Here is a 25,392-nt window from a genome sequence, read left to right as displayed (position 1 = left end):
CACGAATGCGACTGCTTAAAGGAGGCCCGCAGCGATGAGCTCCTATATTTCTGAACGCATAAAAATTCCGCCGGGATTGTGGGCAGGATTCCGTCAACTCGGGATTGCCCCACATGACGTTGTCCGCAGCGCAGGACTCCCGCTTACGATCATTGCAGAACCCGAGGTCACCACGGCCCAATATTTCGCCATTTGGCAGGCTTATTCCGAGCTGGCCGGCGATGTCGCCCAAGGCATCATTCAGCTGGCGACCGTGTTTGAAACGGCGAAATACCCGCCGACCGTTTTGGCGACGTATCATGCCCGTGATTACCGTGATGCCCTGTACCGGATGGCCCGGTACAAGCAGATGTGTCCCCCCGAGAGCCTGCGCATCACCGAGGAGGGAGAGCACTGCACCATCGAGCTGGGCTGGCTGCATCCCGGGGAGTCCGGCCCGCCGGTGCTGGTTGGCATCACGCTGGCATGCCTCATGGAGCTTGGACGCCGGGGGACAGGGCAGCCTGTGCAGGCACGGTCCGTTGAATTTTCGCAGCCGATGGGTGATATCCAGACCCTTGAAAGTTATTTCGGCTGCCGGATCCAGGTAGGTGGGACACGCAACCGGCTGATGCTGCACCTGCGAGATCTGGAGCGGCCTTTTCTATCGTATAACGAAGAACTGCTGGACATTCTGACTCCCGCGCTGGACCGGTCGCTTGATGAGCAGCAGCGCAGCCGCTCGTTCCCCGAGACGGTCAAATGGATTCTGAAGCGCAGCCTCACGGCAGGGCGCCCCGATATTCAGGCTGTCGCCAGAGAGCTCGGGATGAGCGACCGTACCTTGCAGCGCCGGCTTACAGAGGAGAACACAAGCTTCAAGCACCTGCTGACGCAAGCCAGACATGAGCAGGCGCGGGAATATTTGGCTGACCCTGCGCTTGATATTAAAGAGGTCGCTTTTCTGGTTGGATACGAAGACCAGAATTCGTTCTACCGGGCCTTCCGGCTGTGGGAAGGAAATACGCCATCCCATTGGCGTGCTGAACATGGAAGTGCGAACTCGTGAGCAGAAAGACAGCGAGCAGAGCCCGATTTTCAATAGATATCCAAACCTCGGCCTGCTTCGGCGTGTCGGGATGTTCTGTTGTTTTATTGGCGCGTACAGCAAGAACGTTGGCGCAGCAGGCTAGTTACTGAACCCTCTCGCTCAGGTAACATAATCTCTATCCGGAGTAAAAGGAGTTTTTGTTATGGATATGGGATTACACAATAAAACAGCGTTAGTTACAGGATCTACGAAAGGGATCGGAAAGGCCATTGCCATCGAGCTGGCCAAAGAAGGCGTTCATGTACTCATTAACGGCCGAAACGATGCAGAGGTAGAACAAACGGTGAATGAAATCAAGGCGAACTTCCCGGCGACCTCTCCGCAGAAGGCGACGGCCGATCTTGTAGATAAAGGGCAAAGAGAAGCTTTATTTGAAAAGTTCCCCCAGGTTGATATCTTGGTGAACAACATGGGAATCTATGAGATCATGCCATATGAGAACGTTGACGACGAAGTATGGGAAACCTACTTCCGCACGAATGTTCTTGCCGCCAATGGGCTGACCAAATTCTATCTGCCTAACATGTTGAAGCAGGATTATGGGCGGGTTCTCTTTATTGCGAGCGAGGAAGCGTTGATGCCTTCGGGACAAATGCCTCAGTATGCCGTGACCAAGTCGATGCTGTTATCTCTGTCGAAGAGCTTGTCCAAATTGACGAAAGGCACCGAAGTCACCGTGAATACGATCATGCCGGGACCGACCCTCTCTGAAAATGTGCAGCAAATCATTGAGGGGATGTACGCTGACGAGGATTTGACCTTCTCGGAAAAAGAGAAGAGGTTTATGGCGGCAGGCCTGCCCCAATCCGAAATTCAGCGGTTTATCCGGCCGTTTGAAATCGGCAGATTGGCTGCTTTTGTATGCAGCCCTTATGCATCTGCCTTCAAAGGCGCTCCGATCCGTATGGATGGGGGAATGGTGCCGACAATTTTTTAATCGATATTGTTGTGAAAAAGAACCTTGGGCGGGATCCCAAGGTTCTTTTTGGTATTTCGCCGTAAAGAGCCATGCCAGTTCCAAGATATGGTATGATGGGGCTGCCTTACAGCATCAAAGTTTAGCGCTGCCAGGATCAAATCCGTTCCAGACGATCGTCTGCTCCACCGGGAAGCGCGTGGTCGGCCTGGCTGGCTTGACGGCTTTCCCTATCGCGACGAGCAGGACCGGAATATAACGCGGCGGAACGTGAAACGCTTTGACGAATGCGTCGGCGTCGAAGCCGACCATCGGGCCGGAGTCCAGACCCATCGCTTTGGCGGCGAGCATCAGCTGCATGGCGGCCAGTGAAGCGTTGCGGATCGCTTCGTCGCGCCGGTAGGGGGAGGAGGCGTCCACTGCATAGGCCTTATCGATTTGATCAAACAGGATTCGGGAAGAAGCATAGCCGGCGTAAGCATCTTCAGGCCCTTCTTCCATAACAGGTCCATAGACCGCTGCGGCATTCCGGTTAGCCTCGAGGTCGCCGAGTACGGCGACGGTCACGGATGCATCGACGACCTGCCGTTGGCCGTTCGCAGCGGGAAGGAGCTTGTGTTTGGCATCCATGTCGGTAAAGGCGACGAACTTCCAATGCTGCAGATTCCAGGACGAAGGGGCGCTGCCCGCAAGCTCCAGCAGCTGCTTGATTTCTTGCTCGCTGATACGGTGTGTGGGATCGAAATATCGCACGGAATGGCGCTCACGGATGACGGTGAGAAAATCGGATTGAACAGTTGATGACATGAACGGGTCAACTCCCTTAATCTATAGTCAGGATCTTGTTCGCGAACTTGCATCCTTTATACCGCCATGTTATGGCAACGGGCGGTCTGGAACAATCGCATTTTCAGCAAAGTGTACCGTAACAGTTGCGCCGTCTTCTATACATAACGCTATTAGAGTGAGGAAACAAAATGAAAAAATATTTGGATATCCTTGCCGATATCGAACGAAAAATCAGCGAAGGGCAGTTCGAGTCGGGTCAGAAGCTGCCTTCCGTCCGCAACGCGGCGAAGATATATAGCTGCAGCGTCAGCACGGTTACACGGGCATACACCGAGCTTGAGAGCCGTCACATGATTTACTCAATCTCCCAAAGCGGCTACTATGTTGTGGAGAAACCCGGCAAAGGGCCCGACGCTGCGGAGGGCGGGCAGATCGATTTCGCCTCGGCATCGCCCGATCCGTCGCTGTTTCCGTATTTGGATTTCCGGCACGCTTTGAACCAGGCCTTGGACACGTACCAGAGCCATCTGTTCACCTGCGGCGAAGCCGAAGGTCTGGAGAGGCTGCGTCATACGCTCGTTTCCCATTTCGCCGAAGACCAGGTGTTTGCCCGAGCGGAGAGGATCATCGTCACGGCTGGTGCGAACCAAGCGCTCGAAATATTAGCAAAAATGCCGTTCCCGAATGGGAAGTCCTTCATCTTGGTCGAACAGCCCAGTTACGACATCTATTTACGGTATCTTGAGGCGGAGGGCATCCCGGTATGCGGCATTTCCCGGACGACGGCGGGCATTGATTTGCAGCAATTGGAGGAGAAGTTCAAACACGGCGGGATCAAATTCTTCTACACCATGTCCAGGTATCACAGCCCGCTAGGGACTTCATTCAGCCGGGAAGAAAGAAAGGCGATTGCCCGGCTGGCCGGCAAATACGACGTTTATGTCGTGGAGGACGATTACATGGCCGATCTGGGAGAAGAGCCGGGAACAGATCCCATTTATGCCTACAACGGCATGTCACACGTCATTTATTTGAAAAGTTTCTCGAAAATTATATTCCCGGGGCTGCGGCTCGGGGCCGCCGTGCTGCCGGAGAAGCTGCTGAAGGCGTTCTGCGAATACAAAAGATATGCCGACACATCGCAGCTGTCCCAGGCAGCGCTTGAAGTGTACATCAAAAGCGGTATGTATGAGCGGCACAAGCGAAAGATACGCAGCCAATATGCTGACCGGATCCGCGAACTGAATAAGGCGGTTCTACGGCATAACGGTTCAGGTCTGATCGATATCCCCCCTGTGTCCTCGGGATTGTATGTTCCGTTCAAGCTGCCGAAAAAGGTCAATCTGGAACGCCTCGTTGAGCGGCTTGCCGCAAAGAAGATTCTCGTCGTTTCGAGCAAGCGGTTCTATTTATCGGACTATAGGGAGCAGGAGAAGTTTTTAAGAATCAGCATTGCGAGGGCGCAGCCGGAACGGATTGAGGAGGGGGTCCGGGAGATCATCGGAGAAGTAAGCCGGGAGCTCAAATGCCTGGTATGACGTTAAGAGGAGTGCATTAAGACGGCATACGGCATTAAAAAGCAGCAGGGCCGCCGCACGGGCATCTGCTGCTTGATCGAGAGCCAAACCGTTCTACTTCCCTGCCCGCTCCGTTATTGCCCGATGGAAGGGGCATCCGGCCGGCGAGGTGTCGTCATCCCGCAGAAAATACTGCTTGTATTCAAGATTCCCCTGCGATCCGTAAGGCTTTAATTCCGGATGGGCCGGTGCGGTGTCGTATGCGGCAAGGCGTGCACGGATCCGGGGAGCGATCACAGCCGCTTTTTCAGGATAGGCGTTCCACTGGTCCAACACCCAGCGCGGCGTCAAAGCCAGCATGAAATAGGGGAAGCTTCGGCTCTGACGGGACGTATGTGCCGGGGTGCCGCAGTAGACGAAATACCGCTCGCCATCGTAACAGAACTCCCACAGCGCCTGCTCCGGGTCTTCCGGAATGTCCTCCGGCCACGGCGTACGATCTAAACGGCTGACCTGGTTCAGTAAGTTCCAGAATGCATCTTCATACGCCAGAACCTCTCTAACGTTCTCCTCTGCCTCGAAAAAAACAACCAAAGAGGAGTAATCCCCGAAAGACCGCGAAGTTCTGCCATATTCGGCAATGATCTGCGCGAGCTCCGGCCCTGCCGAATCATCCCAGGGACTGGGCGCAAAACCGTAACGGAGATGACCGAGCGCAAACGCCCGTGTGGCCGGAATGCAGGGGAACCGGGCTTCCCGGTCCGTCATCTTGGCCGCAAACCGCCGGCAGGCATCTTTCTTCCAGGCTTCCAGAGGAAGCTCTTCATTTTCGATGTCCGTATACTTCAGCAAAAGCGGCATGAACAGCCCTCCTTTTACCTACAGCATACGCCCAGGGGCAAAAGGGTGACTGTGCGGAAGCCCATATGCTTTAGCCCCCTGCCCATCATATTGGTTCCGGTCATGGTATGTTTTCGGGCCAAAATAAAGATTGAACGCCCTGCTGCAATCCATTTACAATGAAACTATCTTCCAGGCCAAAGGAACGATGCATAGATGACGACAACAACCTTGTGGAATCAAACGCTGCATCTGGTTTCTCATGCATATTTCGAGCGTAAGGAAAGGTTTGAAATGGATGTGGATTGTTACTCCGTCTGGGTGCTGTTTGCCGTGGAATCGGGCAAATTTTATTACCGGATCGGGGAGGAACGAGGGGAGGCGGCGGCCGGAGACCTGGTGTACTGCCCGCCGGGGTTCACCTTTGAACGGGAGATGGTGTCTCCGCTTGCGCTTCACTACATCGGCTTTGAAATGGTGGGGGAGGAACAGACGGGGCCCGTCCCGCCGCTGCCGACGTTTTTATCGCGCCCGCTTGACAACAAACGCCTCGTTTCCAATTTTGCCTATTTGCGAAAGCTGCATTTAGCGACAGAACCACGGCATGTGCTTCGCAAGGACATGATCATGAACGACATCTGGCAGCTCGCCTGCGAGGTGTGGGAAAGAGAACATTTCCATGATGAGCAGCAGCTGCTGGCCGACTCAGACGATGCGCTGATGAACCGCGCGGCCGAATGGATCTACCAGAACGCGTACACCCCGTTCAGCATGAGGGAGCTGTCGGATTCGCTGAACCTCAGTCCCGTCCAGTTTACGCGCCGGTTCCGGAAGTCGTTCCGGATCGCTCCTTCGGACTTTGTCCGGTCTTTGCGCATCAGTAAAGTGGCTGAGCTGCTGCTGGATACCGATATGACGCTGGACCAGATTGCCACCTGCTGCGGATATGAGAACGGCCTGTATCTAAGCCGGGTGTTCTCCAAAAATATGGGCATGAGCCCATCCAGATACCGCGAGCTGAACCGGCTGTAACCGGTCTTTGGTGTCCTTTGTGGGGGAAGACAGAGCAAGGCGCCGGCGTCCGGTCGATTTCTTCGCATGCCGGTCATGACAGGCGCCCCGCTGTCCGCGTCCCGGTCTGCTAGCCCTCGGTCACTTCCAAATGCTTGATGCAGTCGTAGAGCGAATAGGTCCAGGCAGTGTCATTCAGAACGATGGTCGTCACGGAAGTGTTGCGCAGCTTGACGCCCGTCGACTCATCCTGCATCAGTTCTTTTAAAGTTTGCCCCAGAAAATAGCCGTGCGTGACGGCTAGAATTTTCTGTCCCGGAAATCTGGCAGCCATCTCTTCCACAAAGCTTCGGCCGCGGGCCCGCATCATCTCATCCGTTTCCTGCTCCATGTCCAGCTCGTGCCAACGGGGCCCCCAGCGCTGGACCCTTTCCGCTTCGGTCGTGTCGGCGATCTTGCCGCGGTCCATCTCGCGCAGGCGCACATCGTAGAAATCGACCGGCTTCTTGATTTCGGCTGCGATGATGTCGGCCGTCTCCCGGGCGCGCCGCAGGTCGCTGGAAATAAACAGATCCCACGGCTCCCCGGCCAGCCGCTTGGCCACCAGTGCAGCCTGCATTCTTCCGGTTTCGTTCAGCGGATTTTGCGTATGCCCCTGCGCCCTGTTCTCGATATTATGATCGGTTATTCCATGCCTCACAAACGTAATTGATGTCACCGATTTGTCCTCCTAAGCTTTTCTCCGATTGTAATCCAGCCCTACCAGGAAAGAATCTGACGCTCACCGGTTTACACCGCTTGCCGCGGCTTCCAGAATGGAAGAGACCGGCACCGTTTCCCCTTTTACCGGAAAATACGGCTTTACGCCCCGGGTGTCCTGCGATTCCGGGAACCGGCTGTGCAGCGTAATAACGGTTTTCGGCGCAATGCTGCCGATCAGGCTGGCGAGCGCCTCGGGATGGGCGTGTCCGCCATTGGACAGGGAATGGCCGGTAATCGCGTAGGTGTTCAGAAACTTGGATACGGCAGCATGCTCGATTTTGACGCTGTAGTCCGATTGAATAAAATGCGATTGACCCTGCAGGCCTCCCAGCGTCTCCAATTCAATCATATGCGCAAGGTCCGGAAATTTGAAGAAATATACGATCTCGTGCTTGCGCCCGGCCACTTCTTCCAAAGAGACGGCAGGGTACGGCACCTCAATGCCTTCGGCCATGGCAGCATCGATGACTTGAACAGGGACGTCAAGTGCCGGATGTCCATGGAGCACCCGCACGCCTTCCCGGTTTGCCGTATGCCAGACGGCGGCAAGCGACGCCTCCATCACGATGCTTTTTCCTTGGTCTGCGGCGATCGCGATCATGTCGGCCATCCGCTCTAAATCCCGAGGCGACATCTGCAGATACACCAGCCCTTCCGCTTCACGAAGAATCTCCGCGAACGAGGCAAGCAGCGCCTCCTCCGTGATCTGAAGCGGAACGGTGGAGGGGGCGGATGTAAGGCGCGTCCCTTCCGTAATGAGCACGTCGATCGGTTTGCTCTGGCACAGCCGGATGAAACGGTCGATCTTATCCGGATGCTTGCCCTGCCGGCGCCAGTCCCCCGTATACGCAATTCTATGGGTGCCGTCGTCGATGATGATGCCGGATGCGCCGGTGGCATTGTGATCCATCTCGACGACCTGCATCGTAAACTCTCCGAAATCGACCACGGTCAGGTCGTCGCAGGTTGTTATCTTGGTCCCGGTATCCTTACTGTGCCGGCCCGCCACCATGCCGCGGAACAAGGAATACGAATCATGGCTCATATATACGGGGAGATCCGGATGGGCAAAGGGAAGCAGCGCCATATGGTCCGTATGCATATGTCCAATGTAGAGGTGAATCCGGTCGTAGTCCGGAAAATCCCGGTTTCCCCAGACCCGCCGAACCGCGGCCCAATCCAGGCCTTCAATCTGCTGAGCATCGTACAGCTCCGGCAGCGGGGCGGTCATGCCGCCCAGCAAAAACTGACGCAGCTCGCGCCCCGGCGTTGCATTCACCGGTTCAAACAGCGTTACTTGGGTCGGAAACAGCAGGCTGCTGTGCTCGACGCCAAAGTCGAACATCAGCCCCTGTTTTCCTTTGCCGTACAGAACCTGCACGCCTCCTGATTTGCCTACTCCGCCAAAAAAAGTCAATTGTGCTTCCTGCAACGTAATCGCCTCCTGTGTGGATATAAGCTCACAACATCATAAACTTGTCGGACCGCTTGCCTCGCCAACGTCCTCCAGCGAAAGGATGGCGCCATGCTCCCTGAGCTTTTGCCGGATGATCCGGACATCGACATCCTCCGGAGAGATTTGCTGCTTCGCAGCCAGAGCGGCGCCGATGCCCACGCCTTCGCCGACGGCCATGCAGGTGGGCATGACCCGGGAAGAGCCGAAGACAACGGGGTCGACGCTGATACAGCGGCCGCTGAGCATCAGCCGTTTCACGTCCTTGGCGATCGTCGCCCCGTATGTGATGCCGTAAGGGCCGGCCAGCGACCGGATAACGGTCGAGTCGCCTGAACCGCTGTGAATGTCGATAATATACGAGCCGAGCGCGATCGTGTCATCCGGAATGACGCCGTTTACGGCCGCCTCTTCGCGGATCATCTGCTTGCCCATGATTCGCCTCGTTTCACGGATGCCCAGGAACGGGGCAATCGAGGACAAATAGATGTGCTCAAACCCCGGGATGTGCTCGCGCAGCATGTCAATCAGGGGAAGGATCTGCAGATGCGATTCGATCTCGCCGCGGCTTAGCTCCTCGACCTTTGTCCCATCAAAATTCAGGATGCGGATGCAGTTCAGGGCAATGTACCCCTCTCTGGGCAGATTGATATAGATGATCGTATCGCGGCTGATCGGGCATTTGCCTTCCTGCCTGAGCCTGGAAACCGTGTTTTTCAAGCCGACGAACACGTGATTTTCGCTGGCCCGCAGAAACTCCGCCGTATAGCCGGGTCGGATCTTCATCGATGATCCGTGCCGGAGCTCCTCCGGATGCTCCCCGAGGAAATCCATAAACCGTTCGAGATCAAAGCCGCCGACGGTAAACATCAGGGTAGGCGGCTGGGTTTCCCCGTTCGCGTACTGTCCTTTCTCAAACGAGGCGCCCGCCATATAAGCGACGTCGCCATCCCCGGTCGCATCGATGAAGACATCGGCGAAAATCTCGATTTCCCGGCCCTTTCCCTTTAAGAGAACGGATTTCAGCTCACCATCCTCCACGTTTGTTCCGATGATTTCGCAGTGCAGCAGGGGCTGTACCCCATACTGTTTGATTTTTTCAAAAATGACGATTTTCATCAAGCTGGGATCGATAACCGTCGTCGAGTTGTGCAGCGGGCATTCCCGGTGTCCGAAGGAACCGCCAAGCAGGGTCAAGCGGTCGACGATTTCCTGCGGCAGTCCGCGGGTAACCTGGCGTCCCTGGGCATCCAGGAAGGCCAGCAACGGCAGTCCGATCGTCATGTTTCCGCCCAGGAAGCCCTGCCTGTCCACGATCATGGTCTGCGCTCCCTCCCGTGCGGCTGCAATGGCTGCCCCGACGCCCCCGGCCCCGCCTCCAAGGACAAGCACTTGTGTTCTGATTTCTTCGCGTTGCAATTGGCTTTCCATATAACCCCTACTTTCTCATTGGATCTTCGCGGACGAACACGGCCCTTTAAGCCATGCACCGCTTAAGAAGCGTGAATTGGTTTTCATTATACGAGGGGCGAAGATGCATGAACATGCAGTAATCCTTCATTGGGGATGCACTTTGTTTCAGGATGGGAACGGGGAGGAGACAATATTCGGGATGCTTCTGCAAAACTTGACGTTCCGCCAACAAGGCCCTGACTTTGCTGAAACAAAATACATGTACAGTAAAAGAGCGTGCATGGACTCATCCGAGCGGAGGTTGCTAACATGTGGGTGAAAGCGATCCTACATGTTGTTCATGTCAAAACAAGCCTTGAGGAGGAAACGATCGTGAACATGCGTAACAAACGTGCAGGTTCCATGGCGGCCGTGTTAAGCGCCATCCTGCTGCTGGCGGGCTGTTCCGGGGGCGGCGATTCGAAGGGCGTGTCCGCGGGCTTTCATGAGACGGGGCTGCCGATTGTCGATAAGCCGATATCCCTGACCATTGCCGGTACTTACGATGAACGAACGGGAACGAATTGGAATGAGCTTGAGACGATTAAGGAAATCAACGAAGGGACCAATGTTCAGATTAAGTGGAACCTCAGCCCGGGCACCGATTGGGCGACAAAGCGCAACCTGATTATCGCCAGCGGCGATCTTCCCGACGTGCTGCTGGAGCTCAGCAGCTCGCAGGTCGTGACGGGAGGCGCATACGGCATGTTTATTCCGCTGGAGAATCTCATCGAGAAATACGCGCCGAATTTGACGAATTTTCTGAACAAATACCCGGAAGTACGGCAGGCGATCACAGCTCCGGATGGTCATATTTACTCCTTGCCGATGGCCAACATGTCGGAGTATAAACATGCCGACGGGAATACGCTGTGGATCAACAAGGAATGGTTGAAGAAGGCCGGCTTGGAAATGCCGAAGACGACGGAGGAGCTCACGAAGGCACTCGAGGCATTCAAAACGATGGACATGGACGGTGACGGCAATCCGAATAACGAAATTCCGCTGACCGGCGTCTTCGGCGATTCGCAGTATGGGTTCGGCTACCTGTTCGGATCCTTCAATACGATCGACGAAACTTTTATCGTGCAGGATGACAAGGTGGTATTCGTCAGAGCGACGGAGGAGTTCAAAAATACGGTCAAGTATCTGCACTCGCTGTATGAAAAAGGGCTGATCGATCCGGACAGCATGACGCAAAACTCCACCCAGCTGATCGCTAAGGTCTCCTCCGGCAAAAAGGCGTCTGTTGGAGCATTCTTCGCCTGGAGCGCCGACCAGATCACCAACGCGGACTACCGGTGGGATTACGGTTCGCCGATGATCCCGCTCGCCGGGCCGGACGGCTCCCAAATCACCCCGCGCAACAATTTGCAGATGACCCCGGGCATGTTCGTCATCACGAAAGTTAATCCGTACCCCGAGGCGACGATGAGATGGGTCGACCGGGCTTATGAGCCGGAGATGTCCATGAAGCTTCGCGAAGGCCCGAACCGTCTGAAGAAGCTGGCTGACGGCACGTATGACACCATCCCGAATCCGGACAACTATACGGCCGGCGAATGGAAGGTCAAAGAGACGCCTTACAATGACTTCGTCTACGGCTTCTCGCAGGAAATGCGCGACAAGCAGATTCTGCCGAAAGCGGAGCCCGGGCAGCTGGATCCCGATTTTGACGAGTGGTACGAAGCTCTGGTTCCGTACATGAAGCCTTGGGTGTACCCGAATATTATGTTCACGGACGCGCAGTACAAGAGCATCGAGCAGTATCAGACGGATATCAAAACGTACACGGACAAAATGGAAGCCCAATGGATCGCCAAAGGCGGCATCGACGAAGAGTGGAATACGTACCTGGAGACGCTGAACAAAATGGGGCTGAGCGATTATACGAAGGTGTACCAGGACGGTTACGATACGAATAAAGCCAACCTGGCCAAATAGAAAACTGCCCCCAACATCCGTTAGCGAGCTGGTTTCCGGCCCCGCGTAACGTAAAGGACGGTTGATAACGATGAACACCAAAATCGAAAGGACGGCGCTCGCACAGCTGGAGAAGCCCGCGAAACCGAAGGCTGCTTCGCTGTGGCAGCGGGTCATCCGCAACTGGCAGCTCTACGTTTTGCTGCTGCCGCTTTTGCTGCATTTCGCGATTTTTCAGTATGCTCCCATGTACGGTCTTCAGATCGCTTTTAAAAATTTTCGTGCCATTGACGGGATTTGGGGGAGCCCATGGGTGGGCTTTGAGCATTTCGAGCGCTTCTTCCGGTCCTATCAATTCTGGAATACGCTCAAAAATACGCTGCTGATCAATCTGTACGACCTGGTCTTTGCCTTCCCGATTGCGGTCGTGTTCGCGCTCATGCTGAATCAGGTCGCCCGGCTCCGCTTCAAGAAATGGGTTCAGACCATTACTTACGCCCCGCACTTTATTTCGACCGTCGTACTGGTCGGCATGCTGTACATTTTCTTGAATCCGCGGACGGGGATGATCAACAACTGGATCGACCTCTTCGGCGGGGAAAGGATCAATTTTTTCGGCGAAGCGGCCTGGTTCAAACCGATGTACGTCATCTCGGAGATTTGGCAAACGACGGGCTGGAGCGCGATTATCTATTTGGCCGCCCTGACGTCCGTCGATCCGCAGCTGCATGAAGCCGCGATTATGGACGGGGCCAATAAATTCCAAAGGGTGCGGCATATCGACGTGCCCACGATCATGCCTGTCATTATGATCATGCTCATTCTCAAAATGGGGCACTTTGCTTCCCTGGGCTTCTCGAAAGTGCTGCTGATGCAGAACTCCTTGAATATCGATTCGTCGGAAGTGATTCAAACCTATGTGTACAAGACCGGCTTGGTCGGCGCGCAGTACAGCTACTCGGCGGCGATCGGCCTGTTCGACAACCTCATCAATTTCACCCTGCTGCTGACGATGAACCAGCTCGCCAAAAAATTGAAGCAGCAAAGCTTGTTCTAGGAGGGAGCGCTCATGGCTAAAACGGATGCATTCGACCATACCGCAAGGATTGCCCGTTCCCGCGCCGACAAAGTGTTTGACCTGTGCAACTATACGATATTGTCCGTTATTCTGCTGATCGTCCTGTATCCTTTGTATTTCATCGTCATTTCCTCGTTCAGCGAACCGATAGCCGTCAATTCCGGGAACGTCAGCCTTTGGCCCAAAGGGTTTACGCTGGAAGGCTACCGCATCATCCTGCAGAACCACGACGTATGGAGAGGTTATGCGAATACGTTCCTGTACACGGTGATGGACGTCGCTTTAAGCTTAGCGATCATGATCCCGGGCGGCTACGCCCTGTCGCGCAAGGAGCTGGATGGGCGGAATGTGTTCATGGTGCTGATCGTCTTTACGATGTTTTTCAGCGGCGGCATGATCCCGACCTATATGGTGGTCAAAAACTTGGGCATGGTCGACACGATCTGGGCGCTGTTTGTGCCCACAGCCGCATCGGCGTATTACGTCATCGTGGTGCGGACGTTTTTCCAAAACACGCTGCCGGAGGAAATGCTGGAATCGGCTAAGGTCGACGGCTGTTCAACCTTCCGCTTTTTCTTCAGCATGGTCATTCCGCTGTCGGCGCCCATCATTGCGGTCATGGCGCTGTTTACCGCGGTATCCCAGTGGAACTCCTTTTTCAGCGCGCTGATTTATCTGCACGATGCGGATCTGTATCCCCTGCAGTTAATCCTGCGCAGCATCCTGATTTCGAGCCAAATGTCGGCCCACGGCTCCGACGCCGTCGTCGACCCGGAAACGATCGTGGAAGCCCAGCGGTACGCGGAACTCATCAAGTATGCTCTCATCATGGTCGCCAGCGTTCCGGTACTGGCGCTCTATCCCTTCCTGCAGCGTTTCTTTGTGAAAGGGATGATGATCGGTTCGGTCAAAGGGTAAAAATAACAACGAACTGCCGCGAAGTTGAAATGCACCTCCAACGGTTAGCCGATATCTAACCATTGGGGGTACCGTTCAAATGCGGCAGTTTTCGTGTTGGACGGGAATAGATTAACGCGATCACGAGCGGGCTCTAGCTCTCCAACACCGCATGGGGGACCGGATTGCCTAACTTGTTATTTTCCACAAATTGCTGAAGAAGGGAAATAAACGCCCGGGCCGCGTGGCTTAAAAATTTATCCTTATTCATAATGATGACGATCTGCCGGTATAAGGTGGGATTGACGATAGGGATGGCGGATATCGCACCGTCACGGTTCAGATCGATCAGCGATTTGGATAAGATGCTGACGCCGGCACCCGATTTAACCAAATTGAAGATGGTACTGATGGAATTGGTTTCGACGAAGGGGGTCATCTGCTTGCCGGTCATGCGGCAGGTCGCGTCCACTAGCTGGCGGCACTTGTGGTTCTCGGGAAGCAGAATCAGCGGCAGCCGGTCCACTTCGGTAAAGCTAATCTCTTTTCGCTGGGCAAGCGCATGACTGGAGGAGACGGTTAAATAAAATTGTTCAAAGTATAAAGGGATTGTGTCCAGCCGGTCATCGTCGACGGGCAGAATGGTCACGGCCGCATCGAGTTCATTATTCAGTACCTTCTCGGTAACGTTTCCGGATTCAACGATTTTGACCGTAACGTTCGGATATTTCTGGTTGAAATCGACCAGAAGCGAGGACACCAAATGATTTAACTCCCCGGGGGGAGAGCCAATGGCGAGCGTTCCACGATTTCCGCTTTGCAGCTCGTTCATTTGGTCCTTTGCGCTTTGGAGTGCGTTGAAAATGACAGCCGTATGCGACTTTAGGATCTTCCCCGCCTCGGTCAACGCGATTTTTTTGCCGATTCGGTCAAAAAGAGGGGTGCCGATTTCGTCTTCAAGCGACTTGATCTGATGGCTCAGCGTAGGCTGGGTCACATTTAATTTATCTGCGGCCCGCGTGAAGTGAAGCTCCTCGCAAATCGCTTGGAAATATTCCAATTGCCGTATCTCCATGATTCGTTTCCTCCCGATGTGTAGGATGGCATGATGAGCTTATGAATGCTATGAGCGTTCAAATGATGTGGTTTATCTATTATTATTATAGAAATCATAACATTGATCTATCGTATACTGAATTTTACAATGAGGGCATCAACAACACAATCCTTTTTTGCGAGGTGTATGACAATGTCCTTATCCATCGGTCATGTAAAAATCCCGGACAGCGCATTAGCCAGACAGGCTGCCGAGCTGCTTCGGGATCATGGGGATGATTTGCTGTGGAACCATTCTCATCGGGTGTATCTGTTTGGTGCCGTACAGGGGGAGCAGGCTGGAATAACGTATGATGCCGAGCTGCTGTATATTAGTGCTTTGTTCCATGACTTGGGATTAACCAAGCATTTCAGCAGTCCTGACAAGCGGTTTGAGGTTGACGGGGCCAATGCGGCAAGAAGGTTTTTGGAATCGCATCAGGTTCCGGAGGAATCGATCCGGCGCGTCTGGGATGCCGTCGCCCTTCACACGACGATTGGCATTGCACAGTATAAGGAGCCGGAAGTTGCGCTGATTTATTCAGGTGTCGGTTATGATGTCATGGGAGAAAATTTTGATGAGATCACGCCGGAGATTCGTGAACAAATCGTAACGGCGTTCCCCCGGAATCAGTTCAAGAGCAAGATCTTAAACGCCTTTCTGGAAGGCTTCAAGCATAAGCCGGAAACGACATTCGGGAACATCAAATCGGATGTATGCGATCGGCTGCTGCCAGGATACAAACGTCCGAACTTCTGTGATTTGGTTCTTCACTCGCATTGGGACGAGTAAGTGGATACATTAGCCTTTCCGAAAATAAACCGATGCCTTGCGGCATCGGTTTTTCATGCATTAGCCTTTTTCATTTTAATTGAAGGTTTACGCCAACAACTCAGATTTTATCGCGTTCTATGTATATATACTTCATTAGAATGGCGGGGAGGGATTCCTATCAAGAAGATGTTCATTGGTTTATGCATCGTTACTTTTATGATGGTATCCGGATGCCTGAGTCATCCTTCCGTGATCCAATTTACTGGCGAAAGTAAAACCTGGTCTGCTAACTATACGATTACCAAACTGAATCGAGAAGATCATATCAGCCGGCTCCAAATACGGTACAAAGGGAAAGACCCTGCAAACGTGGGGAAAATCAAATATAAATTCACCGGCACAACGATGGGTGGAAGCGGGGAACAAAAATTGTCAGGGAACAGAGACATCGTTAGCGGATCCGGGGGCAACGGCGCTATTCCGCTGGAGGACTCAACCATTCAGGTTACCGTCGAGTGGAAGGGCCACAAGGAAGAGATGGAGCTTTCGACCGGCGCTTCCCGTAAATAATAAGCCCCTATCCACGATGGACAGGGGCTGTTCCAGGGCCGAGAGACTTAAATCTTCTTCCCTTTGCCGTGCAAAATTTTCAATTCTCCGTTCTCATATCCGACCGTGTAGCTCATCCGGTAACCTTGATAGACGGTGCCGCTCTTACGCCGCTCCTCGGCCGTAATATCAACACTGACCAAAGCGCCGTCGTCCTGCTCCTCAAGTGTCAGGGTGCCAAGCGTTATATATCCGGTATTCAGATATCCCGCCCGGAAGTCCTCGTAACTGATTCCGCTCTGCCATTCGCTGCCGAGCAGGGAATACGCCGTGACGTAATCACCGTTATTCAAGCTTTGATAGAAGTAAGCGACAATGTCCCGCTCGTCCGCGACCGTTCCGTCGCTGTCCGTACCGTACTCATCTCCGCCGTCCCCAGCCGGAAGCTCGGTCATCGGGGTCTTGGACCATTCCCTGGCCTGCTGAAGAATGCTGGAGATCGGAATGCTGAAGCCGATTCCCGGTCCCTCGGACACAGCTGCCGAGTTGATACCCAGCACTTCACCCGTTTCAGCATTGACCAGCGGTCCGCCGCTGTTGCCGTGGGTAATCGGCGCAGAGATTTGGTACAGATTGCTGTAGGTGTACGGATCAATGTCGAAGCTGCGGCCGAGTCCGCTGATAATCCCCGTCGTTACCGTGTTTTCCAGACCCAAAGGGCTGCCGAGTGCGAGGATTTCGTCCCCGACCTCCGCCTTATAGCCTTCGGCTACGGGAAGCGGGGCGAGTTTCTTAAGCTCAGGCACGCGAACGACTGCAACATCCGTATCGGTTCCGATCCCGATGACGGTTCCTTTATATTCTTCGTGATTCAGCGTCCGTACTGTTACCTGCTGTGACCCGGTTACGACATGGGCGTTGGTTAACAGGTCACCTTGGTCGTTATACAGAAATCCGGAGCCGAGTCCGTCTCCGCTTTCGATCGTGACGACCCGTTTCTGACTGTCTTCGATAATCTCCTTACGCGTCTTTTTTTCTTTCGTCACCGCCGCTGCTGTGGCTGCCTTGGCTGCCGTTTGCACCGCGAGCAGCGGCTGCCCGCCAAGCTCGTTCTCGGCCGTCCTGTGAATGAAATACGTCCCGCCGCCACCCAAGCCGAGGATGATCAGGGAGGCCAGTGCGCTGATCCAGATGCCTTTACTCATATTCCGTGCCCCCTATTCCAAATACCAGGATGCGTTATCAACCGAGACTTCTGCTTGTTCGTAGACCCCATAGTAAGATGTCGAGAAGCTCCCTGATTCCCCCGGTTCCAGTCTGAACGGGGAAACGTTGGCATAAGCATCGCCTATGTAGGCACCGGAGGAGCTGCTGTAAACATGGAGGTAAACGCTGACCGAATAGATCGGGCGGGTCGCTGTGTTCGTGACCGTCCCGGAAATGGTCAGATCGCCGTAATCGTCCAGCACCGCCGTAACGCCGGATACATCAACGGCGGCGGTCCGGTTGTTCAATTCTTCTTCGGCGGCCTTCTGCTGGGCCAGCTGAATACGCTTCGCTTCAGCCTCCTCAAACTCCCGCTTCGCTTCCGAAATTTGCTTCCGGTACGATGTCAGCTTCGGATTGTCCGCAGCGTAGGACAACCCGTTGTCCACCGCTTCCAGCGCTCCGGCAAAATCCTTTTTCCGCAGCTTCTCTTCGGCTGACGAATAACTGATTCCGGCGATTTTGTTAATAATCTGTGCTTTGACGGCAGCCGCTTCTTGGCCGCTGAGGCCGCGGACCGTATCGAGCTTGTCGGCCAGCGCATCAACTGTGGTCAGCTTGTCCAGCTGGCCTTTGATGCGAAGCACCGTCAGCATGACCTGGTCCGCCGCCAGCGATTTCTGAAGCGGTGCGAACAGCGGCTCCTGCCGCTTGCCGATCATATCCGCGATTTGCTTCAGCGCTTTTTCCCCTGCATCCAGCTTCTTGGCCTTAAGCTGTGCCGAAGCGCCGTCGAGTTGATGCTTGAGCAGAGCGGCCTTGGCCGCAAGCTCCCGGTCCCGGGTCAGTGCGGCAAAGCGCGGCCGTTGTTCTTCGGCCCGTTCCAGCAGCTGGACCGCCTCCGAATACCGTCCGGCCAACGCCTCTTTCTTGGCTTGCTGCTGAAGCGCCGTCACTTCCTGGTTTACGGACTGCTCATACTTGTAATAGAGCGTAAGACCCAGACCAACCACGCCGGCAAGCAGAAAAGGGATGATCCACTGGAATACCCGGCCGCTTCCCCCCTTGGTGACGACGGCCGCCTGTGCCAGGCGCTGATCATCTCCCGGCCTGCCTGACGCAGCTTGAGGCAGCCGGATGGCCTCGGTGCCTGCGGCTACCTCAAGAACGGCCTGCCGTACTTCTTCCGTCAATAATCTTGCTCCGCACTTTCCGCATATTTTTTGTTCCGGAGCACACTTTGCCCCGCACTGATGACAATACACTCTGCTCCCCCCAGCGTTCTTGTATCGATCCGGCTGCGGTAATTGAAAGCCGGTTCCATCGAAATATATCTAGGTCTCGAGCGAACCTTCTGGTTCCATAGACCTAGATTGCTAGTTTTTACTATACCATAATATGGATAGATGCGAGAAGAGGATTTTAATAGCTTGGAGTCAGCCCATCTTTTAACGGCTGCCGGGTGTCTGATTGCTTTTTTAGCTGGACGGGATAAAAGCAATTCGCAAGAAATAATAACCTGATAGGTGTGCTACGATGACGTTAGCAAAACATGTGGGCTGATGGATCCATTTTTGTGGAATTGGAGGTTGGATACCCATGACCAATCATTCGAGTAGAATCGAGGTTACGATCGTATGTGAGAACGTGCCGGCAGGGATCCGGAAAGAAGATCACGACGTTGGTTTAGGTCCACTTTGGAGAACCTGGCATTATATACGGAACAATAGATCGTTTCGTTGAACGAGTCAAAATCGGTTTGTTAAAAAATTCTTAGAAAAAAATCCATAAAAGATCGTGAATTTGTCGATTATGGTGAACCTCGTTCGTTGTATTGGTAGAGGACTAAATGATGCAAGGAGGCTTTGCCTGATGAGAACGGTGACTTCGAAAGACGGCACGAGCATTGCTTACGACAAGATTGGAAGCGGCCCGCCGCTCCTGCTGGTCGATGGCGCGCTGTGCAGCCGGGGGAATGGCCCGAGCAGTGCCCTGGCGGCTGCATTACAGCAGGATTTTACCGTGTATACCTATGACCGTAGAGGGCGTGGCGAAAGTGGAAATCATGCTATTTATGGAGTCGATCGCGAGATTGAGGACCTTTCTGCTGTGATAGAAGAAGCAGGAGAGGATGTATTTGTATACGGCGTATCCTCGGGGGCAGCGCTTGCCCTTGAAGCGGCAAATCAGCTTTCGTCGATAAAAAAACTGGCGTTATACGAAGCGCCTTTTATTACGGACGGTAGCCGTGAAGCTGTGCCGGATGAGTACGCTGCACAAATGGATGAACTGGTTCGAGCCAATCGCCGGGGTGCAGCAGTCAAGCTGTTTATGAGAAAAGGGGTCGGACTGCCGGCCCCGGTCGTGGCCATGATGCCGATAATGCCTGCCTGGTCCAAGCTTAAGTCGGTCGCCCATACGCTTCCTTATGACACCTTACTGACGATCGGGCAGCAGAAAGGGCGTAAGGAGACGCTGAAAAAATGGTCGAGCGTCTTTGTCCCCACGCTTGTTGCCGTTGGCGGCAAGAGCCCGGAATGGATGCGCAATTCCATGAAGGAGCTTGCACAGGTTTTGCCGAATGCAACCCATCAAGTGCTTCCCGGTCAAACGCATATCGTGAAACCGGCCGCATTGGTCCCTGTATTGGTCGACTACATGAAGGGATAAAAAAATATTGAGGAGGTTGCGATATGGTAACATTTACTGCAGAACTGCAGCTGCACGGAAAGACCGCAACAGGCATTGAGGTGCCGGCGGAAGTAGTCAGAAGCTTAGGCTCTGGAAAAAAGCCTGCGGTTCGTGTTACGATCCGGGGGTACGCGTACCGGACTACGATTGGAGTCATGGGCGGACGGTTTTTGATTCCGGTCAGCACGGAGCATCGGCAGAAAGCGAAGGTTGCCGCCGGCGACAAACTGGAGGTTCAGTTGGAGCTGGATACGGAACCGCGTGAACTAGCCGTGCCGGACGATTTCTTGTCCGCATTGTCGCATAACGGGGTGGCGAAGTCTGCTTTTGAGAGCATGTCTTATAGTAATCGACGGCGCCTTGTTCTGGGCATTGAGGATGCCAAGACACCCGAAACCAGACAGCGGCGAATAGAGAAAGCTTTAAACGAATTAAATAATTCCCAAAGTAAAAAGTGATATAAGCAGCGGTAAAGGAGGAAATCATGCACTCTCGACACGATTATAAAGAATTGCGTCAAACCTTTGAGCAGGCGGCCGATCTGTACCAGCAGGCACGGCCGGAGTACCCGGAAGCTTTGCTGGACGATCTGGTTCAGGCGGCTGATTTACATCCGGGGGATCGTCTGCTGGAAATCGGTTGTGCGACAGGAAAGGCGACCCTACCGTTAGCCAAACGTGGATTCAACATGACATGCGTGGAGCTTGGAGCGAATCTTGCGGAAGCAGCCCGCCGCAACCTTGCCGGAATGGATGCCGAAATTATAACGGGGAACTTCGAAAACTGGCAGCTTGAGGCGGAGAAAAGGTTCGATTTGGTATTTGCCGCCACCGCTTGGAACTGGATTGATCCGAAGGTTCGGTATTCCAAGGCATGGCAGGTCCTTCGTCCCGGCGGACATTTGGCTTTTTGGAACGCCACTCACGTTTTTCCGGACGACGGGGATCCGTTCTTCCGCGAAATCCAAGACGTATACGATGAACTGGGCGAGGGCAAACCGAAAGACACCGATTGGCCAAGGCCGGGGGAACTGCAGGAGCAGCGGGAAGAGATCGGGCAAAGCGGCCTGTTTGAGGTCGTTCATGTTCGGCATTTCGACTGGGAACGCATCTATCATACGGAAGAATACATTAACCTTCTGAAAACGTTCTCCGGCCATATTCTTATGGAGGAGCGGAAACGTGAGAAGCTCTTCAGCGAAATCCGGGTTCGCCTGAACAGCCGTCCGGACTCGTCGGTCCGCCGCCATTGGGGCGCGGTTCTTCATGTCGCCCGGCGTTTAGACTGAACGGAAAGATAAATTTAACAAGCGGAATCATTGAAATGACAAAGCTCCGATCGGATACTGGGTTCAACAGGCGCAATCGGAGCTTATTGTTTTTGTTATAATTATTCTGGTCACGGACAGTTTGGTTTAAATGTCCTACTCTTTCGAAGATTTATCCACGCATTAACAAGGCAAATGCCGATCCTGGCGATTGCAGCTGCATTTCGCTGATGACGCAGGCAAGCATGATGGATTCCTGCAGACGGCTTCGGCTGATATCCCCCAGATCAATAACCGTTGACCAACCGAGGTCTTTCAACAGAGTCCTGACTTGCTCCTTGGACTCCAAGTTGTTGCCGGACATAAACATGACCGGTGATCCTCCGCTAAAATGCGGGTGGACCATGATCTGATCGCTGACGATATTGAGCGTTTTAACGACAAAACTGTCAGGCAGCAGCTGTTGGACGATTTCCCCTGCAGATGTTTCGTTATGGAGCAAACGCGGCCCGCCGTCAAAGGATACGGCATTGCTGACGTCGATGACGGTTTTATTTTTAATATTGGCAGGGTCGATGGATTCCAGTACGTATTTCAAACCCTCCCAGGGAAGCGCCAGAATCACCGTCTCTCCAAACCGGACGGCTTCGTCAAAAGTGACCATTCCGACCGAACTACCGATATCCTTTTTCCAAGATGCGTGTTTCGGATGATCGGGTTCCCGGCTGCTCACGACAACGCGATGACCCGATACCGCTAAACCTTTAGCTAACGCTTTACCTACATTTCCGGATCCCAAAATTCCGATTTTCATGTTTGATCCCCCCCTCACGAGCCATTATAGAGCTGGGTCCATGCCGGGAACAATAAGGCACTTTTTTGTATCCAGGCATGCGCACGCAGCTTGGTGTATAATGTTGGGAAAAAAATATGGAGGGAGTCCAATGCCTGTGCAGCTGAATGAGTGTCCGGTCGAGGTGGTCATATCCAGTCTAAGCGGGAGATGGAAGATACCGATATACCGGTATTTGTACAAAAACGACCAGCCCGTGCGTTACAGCGCATTGCAGCGCCATTTGCCGTCCATCTCCAAGAAGGTACTGACAGAACAGCTCCGCGAGCTGGAGCGTGACGGCATCATTGAACGGAAATCGTACCCGGAGCCCCGGCCCAAAGTGGAATATGCGCTGACTTCGGGGGGACGGTCTATGATTGAATTTTTGGATCAGATCAGCGAGTGGGGACAGAAACATATGTATCTACAAAAGAAACTCTACAAAAGCGACCAAATATTTTAGTTGATAACTTGTATAGAATGATGCCGCCAAACGCCAAGAAATCGCTATGCTAGTAGCAAAGCGATTTCTTGCGCATATATTACTAATAATCTTGGAGCCGCCGCTAGGTTGTTTAGGCCGACGCCAATTTTTCAATCACGATCGAGGCGCTAGTCACAGGCGTTCCGCCGCCTATGGTAGCCTGCAGTGTCAGAGCACCCATGTTATCGATACGGTTCAAAGTTAAGGTGCCTCCCGCCGTTAACAGCGCGACGACCTGACCCTGATAAGGGTTGTTGCCTGCACTGGAGCCATAGTTGCTGCAAGGAACCAGCGTGGCAGGCAGCGGTCCGGCGGCATCCGGATCGAAGAACAGGCCGAATGCGCTGTTTCCGGGAGTCGGGAATACTTCCCAGCTGATGTTATAGAAGCCGGTTTCCAGAATATTGACGGTGGAAGGGCTGGTGAAGGAAGTGGCCGTTCCGACAATGTCAGAATTATTAAAGGTGACGGCGCCGCCTTGGCTTCCGGGAGTGGGGGCAGCGGCTATGGTTTGATCGACCGTGCTGCACAAGAACGCAAACGAGGCTATGCCTCCGGCAGGACCAGCAGGGCCTTGCGGACCGGCAGGGCCTTGTGCTCCGGCAGGACCTTGTAATCCCGGAAGACCTTGTGCTCCAGGGAGACCTTGTGCTCCAGGGAGACCTTGAGGACCAGGGAGACCTTGAGGACCAGCAGGACCCTGCAGGCCTTGAGGACCGGCCGGAGCGTTTACTTTAATTTTCGGGGGAGGACAGTTTACCTTTACGACTTTCTTAACGATGCGGTGTTTCTTATTTCTATGGTGGTGAACAATAAGTTTACCTTTGCAGTGCTTTCTTGAACAGTGCAATGATATACACCTCCTGTCGATTTGTCTACAGAGTATGGGTTTGCTTCACATTTGGCATGGACTCGTAACTATCATTTGCTAGACTAACGGCTATCTTTTGCGAAAACAGGCTTTTGCGGGGATGTTCCTTGGGACAAGCGGTCTGCCTGCCAATACATAGGCATATAAAATGATAGAGCGGGTTCCATAATCAATATTTTTGGAGGGTAATGCCATTCCATTATGCAAAAATGGAGAAAGATAGATAGCAAGGACCTTTTGTAAAGCAGCCGACTTCTCAGCAGTCGGCCGCTTTTTTTCATTTCTGAAATTTATTTTATGGAAAAATTTGATGGTATCTGCTGTGTTTGATTTCATGCTAAACTCAATCGGATTCAATATAGGATAGGGGAAGTTTAGGATGGAATGGTATTTAAAAGCATTGAAAAATTACGCGGGATTTCAGGGAAGGGCGTCCAAAAAAGAATATTGGATGTTTATGCTGTATGAAGGAGTAATCTACCTCGTGCTTTCCGTCGTCGAGGAAATCGTGGGGCTGTCCTACATATTATCCGTGATCTATTTTGCAGCTACCTTCTTGCCGTCTTTGGCGGTTGCATGCCGCAGACTCCACGATACGGGAAGAAGCGGTTGGTGGAACTTGATCGTCCTGATACCGATCGTGGGCATCATTATTTTTGTTGTGCAAACCTGCCAGGCAAGTCAGGAGACGGATAACCAATATGGCCCCCAACCCGTGATGTAATGTTTGGGAAGGTCGGCGAGACATAAGGATAACATCACAAGGGGAAGGCTGCCGGCCGATTGAGCCGGGAGTCTTTTTTGCTTGGCATTCTTCTTATAACTAAATGATCTGCAGCTTGGCGGAAAGGTTTGAATGGTCAGGTGCAGCAGATCGGTAGGATTGGGGAAAAGCTCTTTGTTTATATGGGCGTTGCATGGGCTTTTGCCGCCCGGTTGGTCAATTTTGATATGCCGCCCATATCCCGCCGGAACACTCAAAAATGACACATTGTCCGCTTGTCCAAGCCGCTTGTCATCAGGCCGCAGGCACCTTGTTACCGGGGGTTAGGGGCAGCAGCTAAAATGACATATTTACGAGCACTGCTCCCTGGGCTATCGTAAAAATGTAAGCGTTAGCACACCTGACATACTGTGGCAACGATGGGTGGAGCAAAAACCATTTATCAGGAAGGGGTGATCCTATGCAGGAAACCAATACGGCGTTTGCCGGCCGCCCGGCGGCGGCCATGCCGACAAAGAGAAAAGGCAAAGGTTTATGGAAGCGCATCATGATGAACTGGGAGCTGTACCTGTTTATTGCGCCGGCCTTTTTGTACTTTCTTATTTTCTGTTACGGGCCGATGTACGGCATCCAGATCGCGTTCAAGAACTTCATTCCGACAAAAGGAATCACGGGAAGCCCGTGGGTCGGCTTCGACCACTTCGTCCGCTTCTTTCATTCCTACTACTTCTGGGACCTGCTCTGGAACACGCTGAGCATCAGCTTGTACTCGCTGGCCATCGGGTTTCCGATCCCGATCATTCTGGCGCTGGCCTTCAACGAAGTCCGAAACGGCTTCTTCAAGAAGCTGTCCCAGACGGTGACGTACGCACCGCACTTTATTTCCATGGTCGTCATGGCGGGGATGATTATCACGTTCCTTTCGCCTTCGACGGGGATCGTCACCCACATGATCGAGGGGCTGGGCCTGAAATCACCGGATTTCCTCACCGACCCGCGCTGGTTTAAGACGATGTACGTCTTCTCGGACGTGTGGCAGAGCGCCGGCTGGGGCACGATCATCTATCTCGCCGCGCTCTCGGGCGTTGATCCGGGGCTGCATGAGGCGGCGATTATCGATGGGGCCTCGCGCTTCCAGCGCTTGCGGCACATCAACATCCCGGTGCT

General features: G+C 53.5%; 25 protein-coding genes. 15 read left to right on the top strand and 10 right to left on the bottom strand.

Features of this window, described 5'->3' with window-relative positions; genetic code table 11:
• Positions 1-34 precede the first annotated feature (34 nt).
• A complete protein-coding gene (locus C7820_RS33155; protein ID WP_116234585.1) occupies positions 35-1,048 on the top strand; it encodes a helix-turn-helix transcriptional regulator in 1,014 nt (337 codons plus the stop codon).
• Positions 1,049-1,232: 184 nt separating this feature from the next.
• Positions 1,233-2,027: an SDR family NAD(P)-dependent oxidoreductase gene (locus tag C7820_RS33150; protein ID WP_116234584.1), complete on the top strand. Its 795-nt coding sequence runs from the start codon at positions 1,233-1,235 to the stop codon at positions 2,025-2,027.
• A gap of 114 nt (positions 2,028-2,141) precedes the next feature.
• On the opposite strand, the gene C7820_RS33145 is transcribed toward C7820_RS33150, so the two are convergent.
• Positions 2,142-2,813 carry a nitroreductase family protein gene (locus C7820_RS33145; protein ID WP_116234583.1) on the bottom strand — a complete coding sequence of 224 codons (672 nt, stop codon included), beginning with the start codon at positions 2,811-2,813 and terminating at the stop codon, positions 2,142-2,144.
• 170 nt (positions 2,814-2,983) lie between these two features.
• Between C7820_RS33145 and C7820_RS33140 the strand changes: the two genes are divergently transcribed.
• A complete protein-coding gene (locus tag C7820_RS33140; protein ID WP_116234582.1) occupies positions 2,984-4,333 on the top strand; it encodes an aminotransferase-like domain-containing protein in 1,350 nt (449 codons plus the stop codon).
• 93 nt (positions 4,334-4,426) lie between these two features.
• Here C7820_RS33140 and C7820_RS33135 read toward each other — a convergent pair whose 3' ends face one another.
• Complete coding sequence (locus tag C7820_RS33135) at positions 4,427-5,173, bottom strand: YqcI/YcgG family protein (protein WP_116234581.1); 747 nt, start codon at positions 5,171-5,173, stop codon at positions 4,427-4,429.
• Between the two features lie 195 nt (positions 5,174-5,368).
• Here C7820_RS33135 and C7820_RS33130 point away from each other — a divergent pair, with 195 nt between their 5' ends.
• On the top strand, positions 5,369-6,184 hold the full coding sequence (locus C7820_RS33130) for a helix-turn-helix domain-containing protein (RefSeq protein WP_116234580.1): 816 nt from the start codon (positions 5,369-5,371) through the stop codon (positions 6,182-6,184).
• A 109-nt stretch (positions 6,185-6,293) separates the two neighbouring features.
• Here the strand turns inward: C7820_RS33130 and C7820_RS33125 are convergent, their stop codons facing one another.
• The 3 genes from C7820_RS33125 to C7820_RS33115 form a co-directional block, all read right to left on the bottom strand.
• Entirely contained in the window at positions 6,294-6,881 is a 588-nt protein-coding gene (locus C7820_RS33125; RefSeq protein ID WP_116234579.1) for a histidine phosphatase family protein, read from the bottom strand.
• A 63-nt stretch (positions 6,882-6,944) separates the two neighbouring features.
• The gene (locus C7820_RS33120; RefSeq protein WP_116234578.1) at positions 6,945-8,357 is read right to left on the bottom strand and encodes an MBL fold metallo-hydrolase; all 1,413 of its coding nucleotides are present in this window, start codon (positions 8,355-8,357) and stop codon (positions 6,945-6,947) included.
• A 36-nt stretch (positions 8,358-8,393) separates the two neighbouring features.
• The gene (locus C7820_RS33115; RefSeq protein WP_116234577.1) at positions 8,394-9,809 is read right to left on the bottom strand and encodes an FAD-dependent oxidoreductase; all 1,416 of its coding nucleotides are present in this window, start codon (positions 9,807-9,809) and stop codon (positions 8,394-8,396) included.
• A gap of 360 nt (positions 9,810-10,169) precedes the next feature.
• Between C7820_RS33115 and C7820_RS33105 the strand changes: the two genes are divergently transcribed.
• The 3 genes from C7820_RS33105 (at position 10,170) to C7820_RS33095 (ending at position 13,749) form a co-directional block, all read left to right on the top strand.
• Complete coding sequence (locus C7820_RS33105) at positions 10,170-11,774, top strand: extracellular solute-binding protein (RefSeq protein ID WP_258875814.1); 1,605 nt, start codon at positions 10,170-10,172, stop codon at positions 11,772-11,774.
• Positions 11,775-11,844: 70 nt separating this feature from the next.
• On the top strand, positions 11,845-12,810 hold the full coding sequence (locus C7820_RS33100; RefSeq protein ID WP_105444935.1) for an ABC transporter permease: 966 nt from the start codon (positions 11,845-11,847) through the stop codon (positions 12,808-12,810).
• Between the two features lie 12 nt (positions 12,811-12,822).
• Positions 12,823-13,749 (top strand): carbohydrate ABC transporter permease, encoded by a 927-nt coding sequence (locus tag C7820_RS33095; protein WP_116234574.1) that lies wholly within the window; start codon positions 12,823-12,825, stop codon positions 13,747-13,749.
• A 133-nt stretch (positions 13,750-13,882) separates the two neighbouring features.
• Here the strand turns inward: C7820_RS33095 and C7820_RS33090 are convergent, their stop codons facing one another.
• A complete protein-coding gene (locus C7820_RS33090) occupies positions 13,883-14,803 on the bottom strand; it encodes a LysR family transcriptional regulator (RefSeq protein WP_116234573.1) in 921 nt (306 codons plus the stop codon).
• Positions 14,804-14,977: 174 nt separating this feature from the next.
• Between C7820_RS33090 and C7820_RS33085 the strand changes: the two genes are divergently transcribed.
• Positions 14,978-15,616, top strand: coding sequence for an HD domain-containing protein (locus C7820_RS33085; RefSeq protein WP_116234572.1), 639 nt, complete (start codon positions 14,978-14,980; stop codon positions 15,614-15,616).
• 351 nt (positions 15,617-15,967) lie between these two features.
• Positions 15,968-16,168: a hypothetical protein gene (locus C7820_RS33355; RefSeq protein ID WP_147306320.1), complete on the top strand. Its 201-nt coding sequence runs from the start codon at positions 15,968-15,970 to the stop codon at positions 16,166-16,168.
• 47 nt (positions 16,169-16,215) lie between these two features.
• Here C7820_RS33355 and C7820_RS33075 read toward each other — a convergent pair whose 3' ends face one another.
• Entirely contained in the window at positions 16,216-17,352 is a 1,137-nt protein-coding gene (locus tag C7820_RS33075; protein WP_116234570.1) for a S1C family serine protease, read from the bottom strand.
• Between the two features lie 12 nt (positions 17,353-17,364).
• Positions 17,365-18,546, bottom strand: a complete 1,182-nt coding sequence (locus tag C7820_RS33070; protein WP_116234569.1) for an FxLYD domain-containing protein — start codon at positions 18,544-18,546, stop codon at positions 17,365-17,367.
• A 679-nt stretch (positions 18,547-19,225) separates the two neighbouring features.
• On the opposite strand from C7820_RS33070, the gene C7820_RS33060 reads away from it, so the two are divergent.
• From C7820_RS33060 to C7820_RS33050, 3 genes are read left to right on the top strand one after another with little or no spacing between them, the layout of a single operon-like run.
• Complete coding sequence (locus C7820_RS33060; protein ID WP_116234568.1) at positions 19,226-20,023, top strand: alpha/beta fold hydrolase; 798 nt, start codon at positions 19,226-19,228, stop codon at positions 20,021-20,023.
• Between the two features lie 23 nt (positions 20,024-20,046).
• Positions 20,047-20,502 (top strand): YdeI/OmpD-associated family protein, encoded by a 456-nt coding sequence (locus C7820_RS33055; protein ID WP_116234567.1) that lies wholly within the window; start codon positions 20,047-20,049, stop codon positions 20,500-20,502.
• 26 nt (positions 20,503-20,528) lie between these two features.
• Complete coding sequence (locus tag C7820_RS33050) at positions 20,529-21,332, top strand: class I SAM-dependent methyltransferase (protein WP_116234566.1); 804 nt, start codon at positions 20,529-20,531, stop codon at positions 21,330-21,332.
• 151 nt (positions 21,333-21,483) lie between these two features.
• Here C7820_RS33050 and C7820_RS33045 read toward each other — a convergent pair whose 3' ends face one another.
• Positions 21,484-22,125 carry an NADPH-dependent F420 reductase gene (locus C7820_RS33045; RefSeq protein ID WP_116234565.1) on the bottom strand — a complete coding sequence of 214 codons (642 nt, stop codon included), beginning with the start codon at positions 22,123-22,125 and terminating at the stop codon, positions 21,484-21,486.
• A gap of 130 nt (positions 22,126-22,255) precedes the next feature.
• Between C7820_RS33045 and C7820_RS33040 the strand changes: the two genes are divergently transcribed.
• Entirely contained in the window at positions 22,256-22,609 is a 354-nt protein-coding gene (locus C7820_RS33040) for a winged helix-turn-helix transcriptional regulator (protein ID WP_116234564.1), read from the top strand.
• Between the two features lie 112 nt (positions 22,610-22,721).
• Here C7820_RS33040 and C7820_RS33995 read toward each other — a convergent pair whose 3' ends face one another.
• Positions 22,722-23,162, bottom strand: coding sequence for a hypothetical protein (locus tag C7820_RS33995; protein WP_258875812.1), 441 nt, complete (start codon positions 23,160-23,162; stop codon positions 22,722-22,724).
• Between the two features lie 718 nt (positions 23,163-23,880).
• On the opposite strand from C7820_RS33995, the gene C7820_RS33030 reads away from it, so the two are divergent.
• Complete coding sequence (locus C7820_RS33030) at positions 23,881-24,225, top strand: DUF805 domain-containing protein (RefSeq protein WP_116234562.1); 345 nt, start codon at positions 23,881-23,883, stop codon at positions 24,223-24,225.
• 460 nt (positions 24,226-24,685) lie between these two features.
• On the top strand, positions 24,686-25,392 hold a 707-nt coding region (locus C7820_RS33025), incomplete at its 3' end, for an ABC transporter permease (protein WP_147306319.1).

This window comes from Paenibacillus sp. VMFN-D1 (assembly GCF_003386155.1).
Taxonomy (GTDB): Bacteria; Bacillota; Bacilli; order Paenibacillales; family Paenibacillaceae; genus Paenibacillus_AQ; species Paenibacillus_AQ favisporus.
Note: the sequence above shows the minus strand (reverse complement) of the source record. Positions and strands in the feature narration are given on the sequence as shown.

Bases quoted from the DNA above. Each gene is read 5' to 3' on its own strand.
- C7820_RS33155 (WP_116234585.1), top strand. From the start codon at position 35: ATGAGCTCCTATATTTCTGAACGCATAAAAATTCCGCCGGGATTGTGG.
- C7820_RS33150 (WP_116234584.1), top strand. From the start codon at position 1,233: ATGGATATGGGATTACACAATAAAACAGCGTTAGTTACAGGATCTACG.
- C7820_RS33145 (WP_116234583.1), bottom strand. From the start codon at position 2,813: ATGTCATCAACTGTTCAATCCGATTTTCTCACCGTCATCCGTGAGCGC.
- C7820_RS33140 (WP_116234582.1), top strand. From the start codon at position 2,984: ATGAAAAAATATTTGGATATCCTTGCCGATATCGAACGAAAAATCAGC.
- C7820_RS33135 (WP_116234581.1), bottom strand. From the start codon at position 5,173: ATGCCGCTTTTGCTGAAGTATACGGACATCGAAAATGAAGAGCTTCCT.
- C7820_RS33130 (WP_116234580.1), top strand. From the start codon at position 5,369: ATGACGACAACAACCTTGTGGAATCAAACGCTGCATCTGGTTTCTCAT.
- C7820_RS33115 (WP_116234577.1), bottom strand. From the start codon at position 9,809: ATGGAAAGCCAATTGCAACGCGAAGAAATCAGAACACAAGTGCTTGTC.
- C7820_RS33105 (WP_258875814.1), top strand. From the start codon at position 10,170: ATGCGTAACAAACGTGCAGGTTCCATGGCGGCCGTGTTAAGCGCCATC.
- C7820_RS33100 (WP_105444935.1), top strand. From the start codon at position 11,845: ATGAACACCAAAATCGAAAGGACGGCGCTCGCACAGCTGGAGAAGCCC.
- C7820_RS33095 (WP_116234574.1), top strand. From the start codon at position 12,823: ATGGCTAAAACGGATGCATTCGACCATACCGCAAGGATTGCCCGTTCC.
- C7820_RS33090 (WP_116234573.1), bottom strand. From the start codon at position 14,803: ATGGAGATACGGCAATTGGAATATTTCCAAGCGATTTGCGAGGAGCTT.
- C7820_RS33085 (WP_116234572.1), top strand. From the start codon at position 14,978: ATGTCCTTATCCATCGGTCATGTAAAAATCCCGGACAGCGCATTAGCC.
- C7820_RS33075 (WP_116234570.1), bottom strand. From the start codon at position 17,352: ATGAGTAAAGGCATCTGGATCAGCGCACTGGCCTCCCTGATCATCCTC.
- C7820_RS33060 (WP_116234568.1), top strand. From the start codon at position 19,226: ATGAGAACGGTGACTTCGAAAGACGGCACGAGCATTGCTTACGACAAG.
- C7820_RS33055 (WP_116234567.1), top strand. From the start codon at position 20,047: ATGGTAACATTTACTGCAGAACTGCAGCTGCACGGAAAGACCGCAACA.
- C7820_RS33050 (WP_116234566.1), top strand. From the start codon at position 20,529: ATGCACTCTCGACACGATTATAAAGAATTGCGTCAAACCTTTGAGCAG.
- C7820_RS33045 (WP_116234565.1), bottom strand. From the start codon at position 22,125: ATGAAAATCGGAATTTTGGGATCCGGAAATGTAGGTAAAGCGTTAGCT.
- C7820_RS33040 (WP_116234564.1), top strand. From the start codon at position 22,256: ATGCCTGTGCAGCTGAATGAGTGTCCGGTCGAGGTGGTCATATCCAGT.
- C7820_RS33030 (WP_116234562.1), top strand. From the start codon at position 23,881: ATGGAATGGTATTTAAAAGCATTGAAAAATTACGCGGGATTTCAGGGA.